This window comes from Pseudoalteromonas sp. L21 (genome assembly GCF_021728035.1).
GTDB lineage: Bacteria > Pseudomonadota > Gammaproteobacteria > Enterobacterales > Alteromonadaceae > Pseudoalteromonas > Pseudoalteromonas arabiensis.
Window position 1 is genome coordinate 1 of record NZ_JAKKCV010000002.1, and the last position, 16,628, is coordinate 16,628.

The window sequence follows — 16,628 nt, forward strand, 5'->3', positions numbered from 1 at the left end:
TATAATTCTAAACTCGTTATAACATTTTCAAATAAGTCAAAATCGGCGTGCTGTGCACAAGCCAACCTATTGTGGAATTCATAAACACTATTTGAAAATTGTCCTCGATTCATTCTTTACGCCTAACAATTTTATAGTGCGCTCGTCGCGCATCTTTCTGCCGATGTTACGCGCATGTATTAATAAATCTATTTTTAACAAATAACGTAATGCATTGCCAACTATAATATTTTTATTGACACTAAATGTATTCAGAAAAAGAAAATGCGCTAATCTCTCATTTTCTTGAATATGGGAGCACAACAACAAAACTGTATATTAATACTGTTATTTATGTCATCACCAACATAAAAGTTAGTGCAATATCAGATTATGGAGTAGAGCCAATATCAATAGGTGAATCACTGTATCTGATAGCTCAAAGGTGACCTATAGAGTAATTACGTTAACTCATTTTTGGGCAGAAACGAGTTACCTCCTAATAACTGTTGCAGCCACTAAAAATCTGTTTAGCTTCCATAAAAAGCATCTTACTTCCTCTTCAAACAATTTAGCTCGGTAAATAATCGCTGATGCAGTAACTCTAGAACATCGGCCGAAGAAAACCCTTGGTACTTCTAAGGTTGATCTAGATCAAGGAAATTTCATTCGCTGCAATCTATATTACGCGGCTGCAATTTCGTCGCGTCCGAAATCCATAATGTGGATTTTAATGGCAATACTCATTATCGTGCTTAAAGGTGTGTCATGGCATTACTCATCAATAACAAATGTATTAACTGTGATATGTGCGATCCTGAGTGTCCGAATGAGGCTATTTATATGGGCGCGAAGATTTATCAAATCGATCCTAATAAATGCACTGAGTGTGTTGGCCATTACGATAATCCGACTTGCGTGAGTGTTTGCCCTATTGATTGCATTAAACCTGATCCAAATCATCGAGAATCACTCGATGAACTTGCTGATAAGTACGTCAAACTCACTTCTCAAACGTCTTAGTCATTGTACACTCATTCTTTTTAATGGTTTTAAAGTAGCACCTTGCGTTAATTGTTCTACAATTCTAGGAACAACAATACGTTATTAATTAAGGTGTGTTATGTGGTTTGGTAAGTCTTTAGAAGCTGAAATTGCAGCATTAAAAGCAGAGCTCTACCCGCTTAAAGATCTAACAGCAGGCATTGATGAAGAAATGTTGGTTCTTAGGCTTAATGCTGATGGGGATATGGCTTATATTAACCAAAACTTTCTAGATGAATTAGGTTTCTCTCTTGAGCAGCTAATCAACTCTCCTTTTGAAAACATAGTTACACCTCAATCTAAAAGTAGTGATCAATTTATAGCGTTAAAACGCGCAATTGACTGTCAAGAGCATGGCGTCGGTCATCTACAAATAGCTCGATTCGATGGCAAGCTCGAATGGTTACGTTTAATTGCTCACCCAGTTCATACCGCAGGAGGTGAGCTGGATTATTTTGCGATTTATGGCACTGTGTTAACTGATGCCATTGCCAGCTCTCGCGAGCAACGGGATGTTATTAATGCTATCTACCGTTCAATGGCCGTTATTGAGTTTGATCTAGAAGGGGTTGTGCTTAATGCAAATGAGCCTTTCTTAGCGGCTATGGGTTATAAAAAAGACGATATTGTAGGTAAACATCACAGTATGTTTTGTGAGCCCGAGGTCGCTAACTCCGCAGAATATGAAGCATTTTGGCAGCGCCTCAGACGGGGGGAATTTATTGCTGAGCGTTTTAAACGAGTGGACCGCTATGGCAATGACGTATGGCTTGAAGCGTCTTATAACCCTATTACGAATGATTTTGGTGAGTTGTATAAGGTAATGAAGTTTGCCACTGTCATTACTGATCAAGTGAACCGTGAGCATGCTATTTCTCAAGCAGCAGAAATTGCTTATGGCACCTCAACAGAAACAGACAAGCTCGCCAAACAAGGTGCACACGTTTTACAAAGCACTATGGCTGTGATGGATGAGCTTGCGCAGCAAATGGAGCAGGCCGCACAGGAAATCGCAGCGCTTGATAAGCAATCACAACAAATAGCCAATATTGTGCAAAGTATTAGTAGTATTGCTGAACAAACCAATTTATTGGCTTTAAATGCCGCGATTGAAGCTGCTCGTGCCGGAGAGCAAGGGCGTGGCTTTGCTGTTGTAGCTGATGAAGTCAGGCAATTGGCGTCTCGTACGTCTAAAGCAACAGAAGAAATTGTTGATGTCGTAAAAGACAATCAGTCTCTTACGCAAAATACCGTGCGAGTGATAGAGCAAGGTAAAGTTAAGGCTGAACAGGGGCAAGTATTAGCGAATGAATCAGGAAAAGTCATGGAAGATATTCAGCAAGGAGCGCAGGAGGTTGTCGATGCCGTTGGGCAGTTTGCTAATCAACTAACAAGTTAAAGATGTGTTTTTCTCATTTATATTCAAATTGTTAAGTTAATTCTTATTTCGTCTTAAGAATTTTCCTATTATCGCAAAAATAGGGACTTTACTGTAACGAATACGTTAAAGTAAGCATGCATATACTATTTTGCTATGTGCGCGCCTATACATCAGACCAAGGTGTATTTTTTTCTTACCTTAACGTGAAGAGTCCCATGTTTTTTAGTCAATCATTAAAGAATAAAGTTACTGAATTAGACGATGAGTTGTTTACTGTTTCACAAGTAAAAAATACGCTCGATAGTAAAATGCTTACTTTAGAACTAGATAAAAATGCACATATCTTGTCACTGAATGAGCAAGCAACAGTTGAACTAGGTTATGAGAAAAATCAACTGGTAGGCAAATCACTTCTTAGTTTAGTGCCTGAACTGGCAAGAACGACCCGTCATTACCAGAGCTTTAAAAAAGCGCTTGATGATAAAGAGGCATGGGTCGGTGCTGTACAGCTTGTAAATGCCCACAATGAACAGGCGTGGTTACGGGTTATTTTGCATCCGGTTATCAATAGACAGCAGCAGTTCCAGCAGTTCACTTTGCATGCCAGTGCACTTACCCGAACTATAGAAACATCAAGAGAAAACCAAGATTTAGTAAAAGCGATTCATCGCTCAATGGCAGTGATTGAGTTTGATTTATCTGGCCATGTAATTACTGCGAATGAACAGTTTTTACAAGGTGTGGGCTACGCAAAACAAGAAATAGTGGGAAAGCATCACAGTATATTTTGCGAGCCCGAGGAGGCAAACTCAGCAGACTACGCCGATTTTTGGAAAAAGCTTCAAAAGGGCGAGTTTATTGCGTCTCGCTTTAAACGAATTAATAAATATGGTGAACCTGTGTGGCTTGAGGCAAGCTATAACCCCGTTTTTTGTGAGCAAGGGGAGCTTTATAAAATCGTAAAATTTGCAACAGTCATTACAGAGCAAGTTAATCGTGAAATGGCAGTCTCTCAAGCTGCTGAGATTGCCTATAGTACCTCGACAGAAACTGACCAAATTGCTCATCAGGGGGCTGAGGTGTTAGGCGATATGGTGAATGTTATGGATGAACTTGCAAAAAAAATGGAGCAAGCAGCAACGGAAATAGCAGCACTTGATAAGCAATCTCAGCATATAGCTAATATTGTACAAAGCATTAGCAGTATCGCAGATCAAACTAATTTACTTGCGCTTAATGCAGCAATAGAGGCTGCAAGGGCGGGTGAGCAAGGCAGGGGCTTTGCAGTTGTTGCCGACGAAGTAAGACAGTTAGCTTCGCGTACCTCGAAAGCGACTGTTGAGATAGTTGATGTTGTACAGCAAAACAGAGCGCTGACGCAAAATACGGTAGAGGTAATTGAGCAAGGAAAAAGTAAAGCTGAGCAAGGTTACAGCCTTGCAACTGAATCTGGAAAAGTGATGAGTGACATTCAAAACGGCGCGCAAAAAGTGGTGGATGCTGTTGGTCAGTTTGCTGACCAACTTAAATAATGTTACCTGTGCTTATATTGAGTTTTGCAATAACCACGTAGAATATCAGGGTGGCGAAGTTTTATATGTTTACTTTGCCTCCCAGATACGCGTTTTCGCCAAAGTTTAAAACTTGAGTTTGTTAATTGCTCACGCATTAACGCGATAACGCTTTTTTCATTTAAGCCAAACTGTCGGTTTATCGCTTCGAATGGGGTTCTGTCTTCCCACGCCATTTCTATAATACGAGATATTTCATGATCTAAATGCTGCATTACGGCTCCTTTTTATAGCCTATACGTATTTGCAGCAGATTTAGATTATAAGATATCCTGTTGCCAGTGCTCTGCTAAAAAGTCGATGAACGCTCTGACCACATTTTGTTGGAAGTTACGTGATAAATACACTGCCCATAAGTGAGAGCCTATAGTTGTATGCTCTGGCAGTACTTTAACAAGCTCTCCCGATGCCAAATAGTCATTAGCAAGGTCACAAGGTAGGTGAGCAACCCCCATGCCTTGTTTTGCTGCTTTTAGAAGTACGCCCATATCGTTGGCAACAATGTTGCCTTTAACAGTGACTTTTTGTGTGTTGTCACCGCGTTGAAATTGCCAAATGTTGTGTTTGTTATGAATAAGGCAATTGTGTGCAGTTAAGTCACTCGGTTCATTAATTGGTGGGTTTGCAGCTAAATAATCGTGTGATGCACACACAGCGGTTGCGATATACATGAGCTTGCGGGCAATGAGCCCTTCATCTGGCTGATGAATGTAACGCAAAGCGATATCAACGCGGTCATCAACAAGCTGCGATAAACTATCTGAAAGTAACAGCTCAAATCGCGTCTGTGGATGGCGTTTGGTAAACACTTCAATGGCATCAAACAGTTTATGTTGGCCAAGCCCAATAGGGGAGGCAACGCGAATAGTCCCCACCAATTCATTGTTATGGCTGTGTGCACGGCTTTGTAAATCAGACACTTGAGTTAGTATTTGCTGGCAGTAGCTAAGGGCTTCTTCTCCTTGAATTGTTAAACTTACTTTTCGTGTTGTGCGATGAAATAACCTTAAATTTAGCCACTTTTCAATATCTTGAATATGCCTAGAAACTTGTAACCGGCTTAAGCCTAAATGTTCAGCGGCCTGAGTAAAGCTGCCTGTACGGGCAACTTCGACAAAGCTAGTAATTGAATTGAGTTTGTCCATTGGTATCTTAAACTGAAACAATGTGTATCTATATAGTGTGTTTATCAGTAATTAGTGAACAAGTAAACTGCAATCATTGAAACAAACAACGGAGCATTCCTCATGAAATTAGCAGTTATTGGCGCAACTGGTTGGATTGGCAGTCACATTACTTCAGAAGCAATCGCACGTGGTCATCAAGTAAATGCATTAGTTAGAGACGCAGGTAAAGTAACCCAAGATAACGTTACTGTGACTGAATTTGATTTAACAAACGATGATATCGCAAGCGCAGCAGCGGGGAGCGATGTTGTTATTGCTGCAATTGGGGGGCGTGCTTTAGGTAACCATGAAATTGTGGCAAACACAGCAAAGCAATTACTAAACGCGCTTGCAGGTACTGGCACACGTATTTTATGGGTGGGCGGTGCTGGTAGCTTAGAAGTGGCACCCGGTGTAACACTGGTATCAAGCCCTGATTTTCCTGCTGAATACAAAGCAGAAGCCATTGCTCAAGGTGATGCACTTGATGTATTTAGAGCATCAACAACAGACACACCATGGACATTTGTGTCACCCGCTGCGGTTATTTACCCTGGTGAGTCAGAAGGTCCATACCGTGTCGGTGGCGATAGCTTTTTTACTGATGCAAACGGCGAAAGCAAAATATCAGTCACCGATTATGCAAAAGCAATGCTTGATGAAGCACAGTCGGCAGCACATTTAAATCAACGCATTAGTATTGCTTACTAATAACGAGTCTTTCTTCAGGCTCATAAAGTGGTATTCTTAAGCGATGTGTTAAGTTATCTATTTATTTTATGAGCCTGCTATTTTCTGTTGCACTTGCAACCATACCCGCCTTACCTGAGCCCGTTGCCAACAACGCTGTAGCCAAAGTTGTTATTGATGAACACGCCTACTTTTTAAGCTTTATGGGCTTGGGGGCAGGCAAAGCACACAATGATGTTCACAATAAAGTATGGGTACTCAAAGTGGGCGATAACGCGTGGCAAGCGGCTAAAGCGGTGCCAAGTACATTGCCCCTTACTGGTCGTTTAGCGAGTACCGCAGTGGGTGTTGGTCAACATGCCTATGTATTTGGTGGCTATACCGTTAGCGCCGATCATCAAGAAATCTCTACACCCGATGTATATCGCTATGATGTGCGCTCTAATTCATATACGCAACTTGCCAGTATGCCTGTGCCGGTGGATGACAGTGTGGCGCTTTCATATAAGCAGCGTTATATCTATTTAGTCAGTGGTTGGCATAACGATGGCAATGTTAACCTTGTACAAGTGTATGATACGCAAACAGATACTTGGCAACAGGCTTCGCCCTTTTTAGGTCAACCGGTGTTTGGCCAAGCGGCGGCAATTAGTGGTAGCACAATTTTGGTGTGTGATGGTGTAAAAACACGGGCGAACGCAGATAAGCGTCGTTCTTTTGCTGCGGCTGCACAGTGTTTAAAAGGCACGATTGATGCAAATAACCCATTAAAAATAGATTGGCGTACCGTGCCACATCCAACAGGTGTGGCCCATTACCGTATGGCTGCAACCAGTTTTAATGGCGACATTTATATGATCGGCGGCTCCGATAACCCATATAACTACAATGGCATGGGATACGACGGTAAACCCGCGCCAGCGAGTGATCATGTTTGGCGCTTTGATGTTAATAAAAACACGTGGCAAGTGATGCCAAAAGCCGATACTGCGAGCATGGATCATCGAGGTTTATTAGAGCACCAAGGAAGTTTGTATCGTCTTGGTGGTATGGACAATAATCAACAAGTGACAGCCGATGTACTTGGTTACAAGGTGGCCCTTTCTTTATGAATACACTCTATATTACTGGGGCGGGAGTGAGTGCCGCTAGCGGTATACCGACCTTTCGTGGCGAAGATGGCTTTTGGACCATTGGTAGCAAAAATTACACGCCGATGGAAATGGCAACCCGTGCTATGTACGAAAACAATCCCCGCGAGTTTCTAGCTTGGTACTATCATCGTTTTGCAACGTATCGGCATCACGGTCCCAATGAGGTACATCATTGGTTGAGTGATAAAAATCTCATTACGCAAAATATAGATGGTCTTGATGGCAAAGCAGGTAACACCGATTTTATTGCTATTCATGGTCGCTTAGATCAAATGACACTGTTTCACCACCAAGGTGACGATGTAATGGCGTTTAACGCACCGTGGGATAAGGTCAACGAAGACAATCTACACAACTCATTGCTTGAGGTGTTCAATATCAGTAATGAAAGCCCCAAGCTTAACGAATCGTTTAAGCCTTACGTATTGTTATTTGATGAATACTACACTGAACTTTATCGAATTTCTGAGGCGCAACAACGTATGCTCGATGCCGATAAAATCGTGTTTATCGGCACCTCGTTTAGCGTCAATATTACGCAAATGGCACTTGATATTGCACGCAGCCAAGGCACACCAATTGACGTGGTTGATCCCGATCCTACTCACGTATTTCATCCTAATGTAACCTACCACAAGATGACTGCGCTTGAGTATGTGCAGCAGCAAGGGTAAAAAATAAGGCGCTTATATTAAGCGCCTTATTTATTTTATATTACTGCTGTTCAGCTTTTGTTGCTGTGATGTTTAAGCGCGCTTGTAAGGGATCAGGTAAAAATTCTGCAGTCCCAGACTTGCTCATTTGCAGTATAAAAGATTCATCATTTTTATATGCTTGCCATGTTGGTAAACCTGGGCCATTTGGTGTGCCTAATTTAATAAAATTAGTCACATAACGGTGCATTATTTTAGCGGCTTGCTTATCTTGCTCGGTGGTGACATGCCCATATTTAGCTGCCACAGTATTAAAAAAGTACGGGATTTCGCTGGCGTGCTCTGCACCAGGTTTATCTAAGGTTTGTGCAACATAACCAAAACGATATAAAAAGGCATCATTACCCATATCTGTCACACGTTTTGCAACGAACCTTGCTGGCTCTTGCATTAAAGCATCTTGACCTACTTGGTAATTGAGTAAAGGTAATGGTGTTTTGCCATTTGCATCGTAAGTCATTTTTGCTTGTGTACTGTGCGGAGCAAAACTTGCGAATAGCGCCTCTTTTGAAGCAAAATTAGCAAAGCCTAAATCCATATCTGTGGTGCCAACCATGGTTGCAACATGGCTAAATGTGCCTTTACTCAAGCGCGCTTCAGTGGCCGAATTGATGATTGTGCCATCAATAATTGGCCCGCCAACGTAAGTAGACTGATCATTATTTTGTCGGTTTAATGTGCTCAGATTGAGGTTATCAACCACGTCTTGTGCAGGTAACTCACGTAGCGCCGCAAGGGCATTTTCATCACTGCCTAAAATGGTGTGTTGCTTGGCAAAGTTTTCGCCAATTTTTTCGGCACTTAATACAGTGTTGTCATCACTCTTAAGCGGCAACTGCTTAAATAGCTCTCGTCCGCCGGCTGACATAATAATCGCTTGTTGGAATAAGCCATTGGCAGCAGGGGTTTGCATCATTGCATGCACCGATGCGCCACCAGCAGATTCACCCATAAGTGTCACTTTAGAAGCATCACCACCAAATTGAGCGATATTTTGTTTTACCCACTCAAGGGCGGCAATTTGATCCATTAATGCGTAGTTGCCCAGTGCATCGTTTTCAAAACGAGTAAGAGCAGGGTGGGCAAAAAAGCCAAATCGGCCTAATCGATAATTAAAGCTAACAAAAATAACGCCTTGTTTAGCAAAGCTTTCGCCTGAGTAAACAGCGGGAGATGCGCCACCATTTACAAAGCCACCACCGTGTATCCATACTACAACAGGGTAAGGAGTATCGCTGTGTTTAGTGGGTTTAAATACATTTAAATAAAGGCAGTCTTCCGATGGCGTTGTTGTAAGCGGTGCAGCATCGCCAGCAAATGGTTTTTGCATACAGTCAGGGGCGTAATTGCTAAGCACTTTCACATCTTGCCATTTTGGCACAGGCTGCGGTGCTCGCCAGCGTAAATCACCGACAGGGGGAGCTGCATAAGGAATGCCTTTATAAGTTATTACGCGACCTTGTTGCTGTCCTTGGATTAATCCACCATCGACTTTGATATTGTTACTTTTAGGTTGCTCTTGGCAGCCTTGTAAAAAAAGAGCTGAGCTTAGTAATACAGAAGCACACAGCATAGAGTTAAAAAAACGAGATGTCATCACATAGCCTAGGTAGAACTGGTTAGGCTTATAATATTAACATATTCATACAGTAACAACGAGAAAACCAGTACAGCACCAAGGGGGAGTCTGTACTGGTTTTGTATTTGGCTAAACCACGCGGCGCGTTGTTCATTAAAAAGACTAAGTTAGTCTTTTATCACTTGGGCAGAAGTGAGCCAAATTTAGTTAACGCTTAAAAGCGTGTACGAATACCTAGCGTAATACGACGCTCAAAGATATTTTGAGTGATCACATTATCTGACCACTGGGCGTATATATCTTCTTTTTCTTCGGTTAAATTGCTGATTGACGTATAAATGCTCGTGTCTTCTGCAAATTCATAACCAGCATACATGTCATAATACAGTGTACTTTTAGTCCAAAATGGCACCACGCCTTCGCCCATAGCGGAGCTTAAGCTATCGAGACGATCACTACGATAGTTTGCAGCTAAGCGAAGTTGTAATGGGCCTTTTTCATACCATAAAACAGCATTAGCTGATTTTTCAGAGTTGTCTTGAATTGGTAAGCTCTTACCGTAAACATCGACGTTAGCGCTGTCACTTGGGGCATAGGTAAAGTTTAGAGATGTACCTAAACCATCAAAAGGTTCTGGTAAGAAGTCGAATGCTTGTTGATAGGTAACTTCAAAGCCTTTGATTTCACCACCTTCGCCATTAATTTCGGTCGTTACAGGTACTTCGCGACGAATTACGCCGTCAATGTCTGGCAGACCTAGCATTACAGTGCCACTTTCGACAAATGATTCTATATCCATTAAGAAAGCAGAAATACTTAATAAGCCACTTTCATTAAAATACCACTCGGCAGATAAGTTATAGTTAGTTGCGCGCCAAGGCTCTAAGTCTGGATTACCATTTTGCGTGCCTTGTACCGCAACGAGTAAGTCTGGGCTCACACCGAGTTCAGCTGCGAGGATATCACCAGCACGAGTACGACCAACACTGATGCCGCCTGCAAGTTTACCAATGTCCAGCGTTGTCATTGTTTTGCCGTAACCAGCACGTAGAATGAAATCTTCAGTGAGGTTTAAATTAAAGTTCATTGATGGTAAGAAGTCTGAATAATCACGACTTAACCATTTTTCACCTGTTTTTTCACTCGCGGTACATAATGAACATGGACGTGCTGAACCGAGTTGGTTTTGTAACATGTCGAGTTCTGTTTTGATGTATTGCGCACCAATATTTGCGGTGTAACTCATCTCAGCCAACTCACCTGCAAAATTAAATTTAAAGTAAGCTGATTGGGTTTGCTCTTTTACTTTGTAAGTGCGTGATGGGTTAGCCAGTCGTTTATTGCCTGGGTAAATAGCATTTTGGAATGCCATAGGGTCATCCATTACCTTCGGATCGATAAGATAAAACCCTTGTCCTACACCACCTGGTCCAAAGTCATTTATTTGGTTTACCCAGCCGTCTGGTAAATCACTAAAATAGTTGGGATGACCAATCGTTAAATCACCACCCGCAACGCTGTTTTCACCATCGCCATTGGTATCGCCTAAAGAGGCCCCAGAGTCTTTCCACATGACATCAGCGGTAATATCACCAGATGTAAATGGTGCCACTAAAATATACGTTTCCCGCTCGACATCGCGTTTTGATGCCCGTAATCCAAAATCGACGTTAGTGAGGTGGTCTGTTGAAAATTCATAACGGCCATCAAGTCTAGCAACATCAAGCGTTGCTTCTTCTTCGAAGTTATTTTCTGAGTAAGTTGATACTAGGTTATATTGATTGATATCGCTGCCAAAGCCTTCCTCAAAACCTAGGGTGATGTACTCGCCAGTACGAGAGAAATCAACCATGACAGGATCTGGGCCAACACCATTTGGGTTAACCGGTGTTGCACCTGTGCCGTCGTTCCTAAGTAGGCCATGTTGTGCGCCAGAGGTTAAATAACCATGCGCTACATTTTCGGTATGACCGCGCTCGGCACTACCATGTATGTATCTGAACTCACCTGAAAGAGGGCCATCTCCTTGGTATTCAAAGAGTAAGCTTGCGTTAGTTGATTCACGATCATTGGTTAAGCTTTCTGAATAAGCACTGACACGTCGTGCTTCTAATGTGGCGTCGTTAACAGTGTAAATTTGCCCACCACGGTCGTTGTCGAGGCGTGGTATAAAGTTATCTGAATAAGCCCAAATTTCGCCGCGAGCATTATCGACCATCATCCCTTGCTTGCGATCCGCATCATCCATGTCGGTATAGAATATATCACCAGTAAAAGTCAGTGAATCAGACAACTGATATTGCACTGTGGTGTTTAAGCCGAGGCGATCTCGTTCGGTTTCTCGGTGCATTACGCCATAAAAACGTTGGCTGTAGTAACTGTCGTTTAAGTCTCCATCACCATTGAAATCTCGTGAGGTTTCATTTTGAATCTCGTTGGAGGTTAAAATCGTGCCATTACGGTAGTTAGCAAGTGTACTTTCATCATAAGCGGCAGTGAAAATAATACCAAATTTGTCATTGTTATAGCCCGCAAATGCCACTAATTTAGGATCGGTTTCTTCTGATAAGCTGCCGCGTGTCGCTTCGCCTGTAAATGAAAAAGTCGTGCCTTGTTCTAAGTCGAATGGGCGGCGAGTTTTTAGATCTAATGTGCCTGAAATACCACCAGCGAGAATATCGGCTTGCGGAGACTTGAGTACATCAATACCCGATAAAAGCGCAGCAGGTACGTCAGTGAAGTCAGGTTGAAGTGTTGTAATTGAGCCTGCACTTAAAAATTGTTCGCCATTTAACAGCGTTGTCACTTGCGGCATACCACGAACATTAATCGTTGATCCTTCGCCTGCTGAGCGACGAATTTGAATACCGGGTATACGTTGTAGAGTATCTGCAATGGTCACATCGGGTAATTTACCAATATCTTCTGCGGTGATTGAATCCATCACACCAGTACTAAAGCGTTTGTTATTAATATCTTGCTTGTTACTGGCTGCAATACCACGTACCTCGATGGTTTCTATTTCATCGTTTGTCAAATCACTTTGCTGTGCGGCTACTGTATTTAGGCCACTTAGCCCACAAATGACAGCTGCCACAGCCTTAGCCGTTATGCTTGGCGAGAGTGTATGTTGGTGACGGGTTTTAGTTTTCATTTTAAACGTTCCTCATCCTGTATTTTTAAAGTTAATTATTATCTTCTGTTAATTTGTAACACGTATTGACTGTTGATGTGTTATTAATTAACATTAGATTTAACAAAATTGCAATACCCATTACATTAAATAAGTCACATTTTTTGTATGGTTTTTAATAAAAAGTAATTAACCAGCTGATTTATATGAAGAGTTTTTGAATGAAAAAATTAAGCGTTGCAAACTTGGAAACCGTAAGCCGAGCCAATAAAGGACTCGGTAATGTTCAGCAGCTTCACAAATCAGGGTGGAACATTGCACAGCAAGATGTCAGTTTGCCATGTTTGTGTCTGTATGAATCACGCCTATTGAATAACATTAGCTGGATGGCTGACTATACCAACCAAAGCCATGTGTTATTTGCTCCGCATGGTAAAACAACCATGACACCTGCCATCTTTAAAAAACAATTAGCGGCTGGAGCATATGCAATTACTGTGGCAACCACAGCTCAAGCTGTTGCAGCAGTAACGAGTGGCGCTGAGCGAGTTTTGATGGCAAATCAATTAATTGGTCGGGCAAACTATCAACAGCTTGATGATTTGCTCAGTAGCAATGAGATTGTATTTTATTGCTTGGTCGATAACCTTGATAACGTACGCATGCTTGGTGAGTACTTTGCTAATACTCAGCACACCATTCATGTACTGATTGAGCTTGGCGTTCCTGATGGCCGCTGTGGTGTGGTTAACAGTCAATTATTGGCAGAGTTGATCGCAGAAATAGCAAAATTCGATTCATTAGCTCTAGCGGGTATAGAGGTTTATGAAGGTGTGCTGGGCGATCCCCTTACCGTGAGTCAATTTCTTGAGTATGCGGTTGCGACCTGCAAACAGCTTATCGCCGATAATGCGTTTGATACTAAGCAAGTGATGATCACCGCTGGTGGGTCGGCTTACTACGATTTAGTGTGTGAGGCATTTCATCCAGATAATTTAACCGAGAATATGCTAGCCGTGTTGCGACCTGGTTGTTATGTCACTCATGATCAGGGAATTTATGAGCAAGCTCAACAGCAAATATTAGCGCGCAATGAATTGGCATGCTCTTTGGGGAGTGAGCTGACATCTTGCTTAGAAATTTGGGCGTATGTGCAGTCAATGCCCGAGCCAGGAAGGGCCATAATAGGTTTTGGTAAACGAGATGCAGCGTTTGATGCAGGGTTTCCAATCCCAACACTTCATGTTGATCAACAAGGGCAAATAAGCGCTGCAAATAGCAATTGGAAAATAGAAAAAATGATGGACCAGCATGCCATGATGAAAGTACCCAATGATACCACACTTCGTGTTGGCGACATTGTAGCCTTTGCTACCTCTCATCCGTGCTTAACATTCGATAAGTGGCGCTACATCAACGTAATAGACGATAACTACAATGTGGTTGATGTCGTCGAGACTTATTTTTAGGAGAAAGACGTTTGGATATAGTTTCAAGAATAAAAGAGCGCTTGGGTCATCTACGCCAATCAGAACAAGCTGTTGCTCAGTTAATTTTAGCTGATTTGCAATTTGCAGCCTCGGCAAGCATTAGTGATTTGGCTGACAAAGCAAACGTGAGTCATGCATCAATTACGCGTCTAGCGAAAGCGCTTGGTTGTAATAATGTCCGTGATATGAAGTTGCAGTTAGCGCAATCTTTAGCGGTTGGTGAGCGTTTTATCACTGAAAATAACACTCAGCGTGAAGATATACCGGCAATTTATCAGGCCATTCATGACATTTTGGATGTCAATGCAGGGCTAATTAATCAAACGGATGTTGAGCAAGCAGCTCATTACATTGCAAATAGTCGCCATAGTTTAATTTTTGGTGTGGGTGGAGGAAGCTCAGTGGTTGCTCAAGAGTGCCACAACCGATTATTCAGGCTTGATATTTTAAGCAATGCTTACAGTGACCCTGTAATGATGCGCATGACAGCAGCAAGTGTCGATGTGAGTGATGTTGTGGTGGTGTTATCACTAACAGGCTATACCAAAGACTTAATTGATGCAGCGAATATCGCGAAAGATTATGGAGCAAAAGTGATTGCTATTTGCCCAGAGAGTGAACTTGCTAACACTGCCTCCATTCATTTACCAATAAAAACAAATGAATCTGACTATATTTTCACACCGAGTACAGCGCGTTATGCCATGTTAGCCGCAGTCGATGTACTAGCAAGTGAAGTGGCCATTTTAACGCAGAAAAAATCACGCGAAAAACTACGTCGTATTAAACACGAGTTAGATGAATATCGCCAAGGACCTGATCGCGCCCCACTAGGAGATTAATGATGCACAGCAAAGACTCACCGCCTGTGGATACATTGATTCTAGGCGCGAAGGTATTTGATGGCCAAGGTAATGAAGCCTCAATCACTGATGTAGCGATAAGCGATGATCGCATAATAGCAATTGGCAAGCTCAACGAATTGCCTGCTAAACAAGTTATAGATGCAAAAGGGTTATGCTTAGCGCCTGGTTTTATTGACGTGCATACCCATGATGACTTGGAAGTACTGCGCAATCCTAGTATGGCTGCGAAGATCAGCCAAGGTGTCACAACAGTCATTACTGGAAATTGTGGGATCAGTGCAGCCCCTGCTGTGCTAAATGAAGCAGCCCCAGATCCGATGAACTTATTGGGGGCACTCAGTGAATTTAAATTTGCCACCATGGCTGATTATATTCACGCTTTGCAAGCAAGACCTGCAAATGTGAATGTAGCGGCTTTAGTAGGCCATACTACATTGCGTAATAATGTCATGGATGATCTTTTGCGAGGTGCAAATGATGCAGAGATTAAGCATATGTGTAAAGAGCTTGATGCTGCTCTTGCAGCTGGCGCGATTGGCTTGAGTACGGGGCTTGCTTATAAAAATGCGAATCAGGCACCCAGTGATGAAGTTCAAGCCTTTGGCCCTGTTTTAAAAGCCCATGACGCTATCTATACAACTCATTTGCGTACTGAGTTTGACGCTGTCATTGAGGCGATGGATGAAGCGTTTGCGATGGAGCAAGCTTTTGATATAAAAGTTATTATTTCGCATTTGAAATGCGCTGGTAAAAATAACTGGGGACGTGCGCCAGAGCTGATTAATCGGTTTTCAAACCAAGGTTCGCACTCTCGTTGCAGTTGCGATGCTTACCCTTATGCAGCCAGTTCAAGCACTTTGGACTTAAAACAAGTGACCAGCGACTTCGAAATTTTTATAACGTGGTCAGAGCCTCACCCCGAAATGGCGGAGCGTTCGCTGCAAGATATTGCAGATACGTGGCAGTTGTCGTTACTTGAAAGTGCTAAGAAGCTGCAACCGGCTGGTGCTGTTTATCATGGGCTCGATGAGCAAGATGTGGCAATGATTCTAGCCTTTGAAAAAACCATGATTGGCTCCGATGGTCTGCCGTGTGATCCTCACCCGCATCCTCGTTTATGGGGATCGTTTCCTCGTGTATTAGGTAAGTACGCACGTGATGAGGGCATTTTCTCACTCGCAACAGCAATACATAAGATGACAGGACTCAGTGCTCGTAATTACGGTTTAACTGACCGTGGTGAGATTAGCGTAGGAAAGTTTGCTGATTTGGTGCTTTTTGACAGCGATGCCATTTGCGATAACGCCACATTTATTGACTCTGAATTACCAGCATCAGGTATTCACAGAGTGTGGACCAATGGTCAACCAACCTTTATTGATGACCAAGTAGTGCCTGCATATTCGGGCAAGTTTTTAACTTCAACTGGAGAGTAATATGATTAAACGTATAGGAACAGAGGGCGGTACAGGCACCGGTGGTCAGCATTTACCTTTTGCACGAGCCATCGAAGCTGGGGGCTGGTTGATGGTGTCTGGGCAAACGCCAATGAAAGACGGTGAAGTGGTTGAAGGTGGTATTATCGATCAGTCTCGTTTAGCGATTCAAAACTGCATCGATATTATGGATGAAGCGGGTTATGGCCTTGAACATGTTGCGCATGTCAAAGTGATTTTAACGGATGCGCGTTACTTTCAATCATTTAATAAGGTGTTTAAAGAGTTTTTTGGTGAGCACCCGCCTGCTCGAATTTGTGCCGTCGCAGACCTTGTTGTTGACTGCAAAGTTGAAGTCGATGTGACGTGTTATAAAGCCCCATAAATTAAAAAAGTTCGACAGCTTAGGCTGTTGAACTCATACAT

General features: G+C 42.5%; 14 protein-coding genes. 10 read left to right on the forward strand and 4 right to left on the reverse strand.

Annotation, left to right across the window (positions count from 1 at the left end; genetic code table 11):
• Positions 1 to 747: 747 nt before the first annotated feature.
• From L3V41_RS05285 to L3V41_RS05295, 3 genes are all read left to right on the forward strand, one after another.
• Positions 748 to 1,002: a YfhL family 4Fe-4S dicluster ferredoxin gene (locus L3V41_RS05285; RefSeq protein ID WP_062567699.1), complete on the forward strand. Its 255-nt coding sequence runs from the start codon at positions 748 to 750 to the stop codon at positions 1,000 to 1,002.
• Between the two features lie 100 nt (positions 1,003 to 1,102).
• The gene (locus L3V41_RS05290; protein ID WP_237127275.1) at positions 1,103 to 2,422 is read left to right on the forward strand and encodes a PAS domain-containing methyl-accepting chemotaxis protein; all 1,320 of its coding nucleotides are present in this window, start codon (positions 1,103 to 1,105) and stop codon (positions 2,420 to 2,422) included.
• 197 nt (positions 2,423 to 2,619) lie between these two features.
• On the forward strand, positions 2,620 to 3,936 hold the full coding sequence (locus tag L3V41_RS05295; RefSeq protein WP_237127276.1) for a PAS domain-containing methyl-accepting chemotaxis protein: 1,317 nt from the start codon (positions 2,620 to 2,622) through the stop codon (positions 3,934 to 3,936).
• Between the two features lie 2 nt (positions 3,937 to 3,938).
• Here L3V41_RS05295 and L3V41_RS05300 read toward each other — a convergent pair whose 3' ends face one another.
• Both L3V41_RS05300 and L3V41_RS05305 read right to left on the reverse strand, forming a co-directional pair.
• Positions 3,939 to 4,190 carry a TIGR03643 family protein gene (locus L3V41_RS05300; protein ID WP_062567696.1) on the reverse strand — a complete coding sequence of 84 codons (252 nt, stop codon included), beginning with the start codon at positions 4,188 to 4,190 and terminating at the stop codon, positions 3,939 to 3,941.
• A 45-nt stretch (positions 4,191 to 4,235) separates the two neighbouring features.
• Positions 4,236 to 5,120, reverse strand: a complete 885-nt coding sequence (locus L3V41_RS05305; RefSeq protein WP_237127277.1) for a LysR family transcriptional regulator — start codon at positions 5,118 to 5,120, stop codon at positions 4,236 to 4,238.
• A gap of 102 nt (positions 5,121 to 5,222) precedes the next feature.
• Between L3V41_RS05305 and L3V41_RS05310 the strand changes: the two genes are divergently transcribed.
• The 3 genes from L3V41_RS05310 (at position 5,223) to L3V41_RS05320 (ending at position 7,659) form a co-directional block, all read left to right on the forward strand.
• A complete protein-coding gene (locus L3V41_RS05310; RefSeq protein WP_237127278.1) occupies positions 5,223 to 5,852 on the forward strand; it encodes an NAD(P)-dependent oxidoreductase in 630 nt (209 codons plus the stop codon).
• 68 nt (positions 5,853 to 5,920) lie between these two features.
• Positions 5,921 to 6,943 (forward strand): kelch repeat-containing protein, encoded by a 1,023-nt coding sequence (locus L3V41_RS05315; RefSeq protein ID WP_237127279.1) that lies wholly within the window; start codon positions 5,921 to 5,923, stop codon positions 6,941 to 6,943.
• Positions 6,940 to 7,659 carry a Sir2 family NAD-dependent protein deacetylase gene (locus L3V41_RS05320; protein ID WP_237127281.1) on the forward strand — a complete coding sequence of 240 codons (720 nt, stop codon included), beginning with the start codon at positions 6,940 to 6,942 and terminating at the stop codon, positions 7,657 to 7,659. The genes L3V41_RS05315 and L3V41_RS05320 overlap by 4 nt, the downstream gene beginning before the upstream one ends.
• Positions 7,660 to 7,699: 40 nt before the next feature.
• Here L3V41_RS05320 and L3V41_RS05325 read toward each other — a convergent pair whose 3' ends face one another.
• A complete protein-coding gene (locus tag L3V41_RS05325; RefSeq protein WP_237127282.1) occupies positions 7,700 to 9,295 on the reverse strand; it encodes a carboxylesterase family protein in 1,596 nt (531 codons plus the stop codon).
• Positions 9,296 to 9,491: 196 nt separating this feature from the next.
• Positions 9,492 to 12,431, reverse strand: a complete 2,940-nt coding sequence (locus L3V41_RS05330) for a TonB-dependent receptor (protein WP_237127283.1) — start codon at positions 12,429 to 12,431, stop codon at positions 9,492 to 9,494.
• Between the two features lie 200 nt (positions 12,432 to 12,631).
• Here L3V41_RS05330 and L3V41_RS05335 point away from each other — a divergent pair, with 200 nt between their 5' ends.
• From L3V41_RS05335 to L3V41_RS05350, 4 genes are read left to right on the forward strand one after another with little or no spacing between them, the layout of a single operon-like run.
• Entirely contained in the window at positions 12,632 to 13,879 is a 1,248-nt protein-coding gene (locus L3V41_RS05335) for an amino acid deaminase (protein WP_237127284.1), read from the forward strand.
• 11 nt (positions 13,880 to 13,890) lie between these two features.
• Positions 13,891 to 14,742, forward strand: coding sequence for a MurR/RpiR family transcriptional regulator (locus tag L3V41_RS05340; RefSeq protein WP_062567688.1), 852 nt, complete (start codon positions 13,891 to 13,893; stop codon positions 14,740 to 14,742).
• The gene (locus L3V41_RS05345) at positions 14,742 to 16,202 is read left to right on the forward strand and encodes a D-aminoacylase (RefSeq protein ID WP_237127285.1); all 1,461 of its coding nucleotides are present in this window, start codon (positions 14,742 to 14,744) and stop codon (positions 16,200 to 16,202) included. Before L3V41_RS05340 ends, L3V41_RS05345 begins: the two co-directional genes overlap by 1 nt.
• A gap of 1 nt (position 16,203) precedes the next feature.
• Complete coding sequence (locus L3V41_RS05350) at positions 16,204 to 16,587, forward strand: RidA family protein (protein ID WP_062567687.1); 384 nt, start codon at positions 16,204 to 16,206, stop codon at positions 16,585 to 16,587.
• Positions 16,588 to 16,628: the final 41 nt, after the last annotated feature.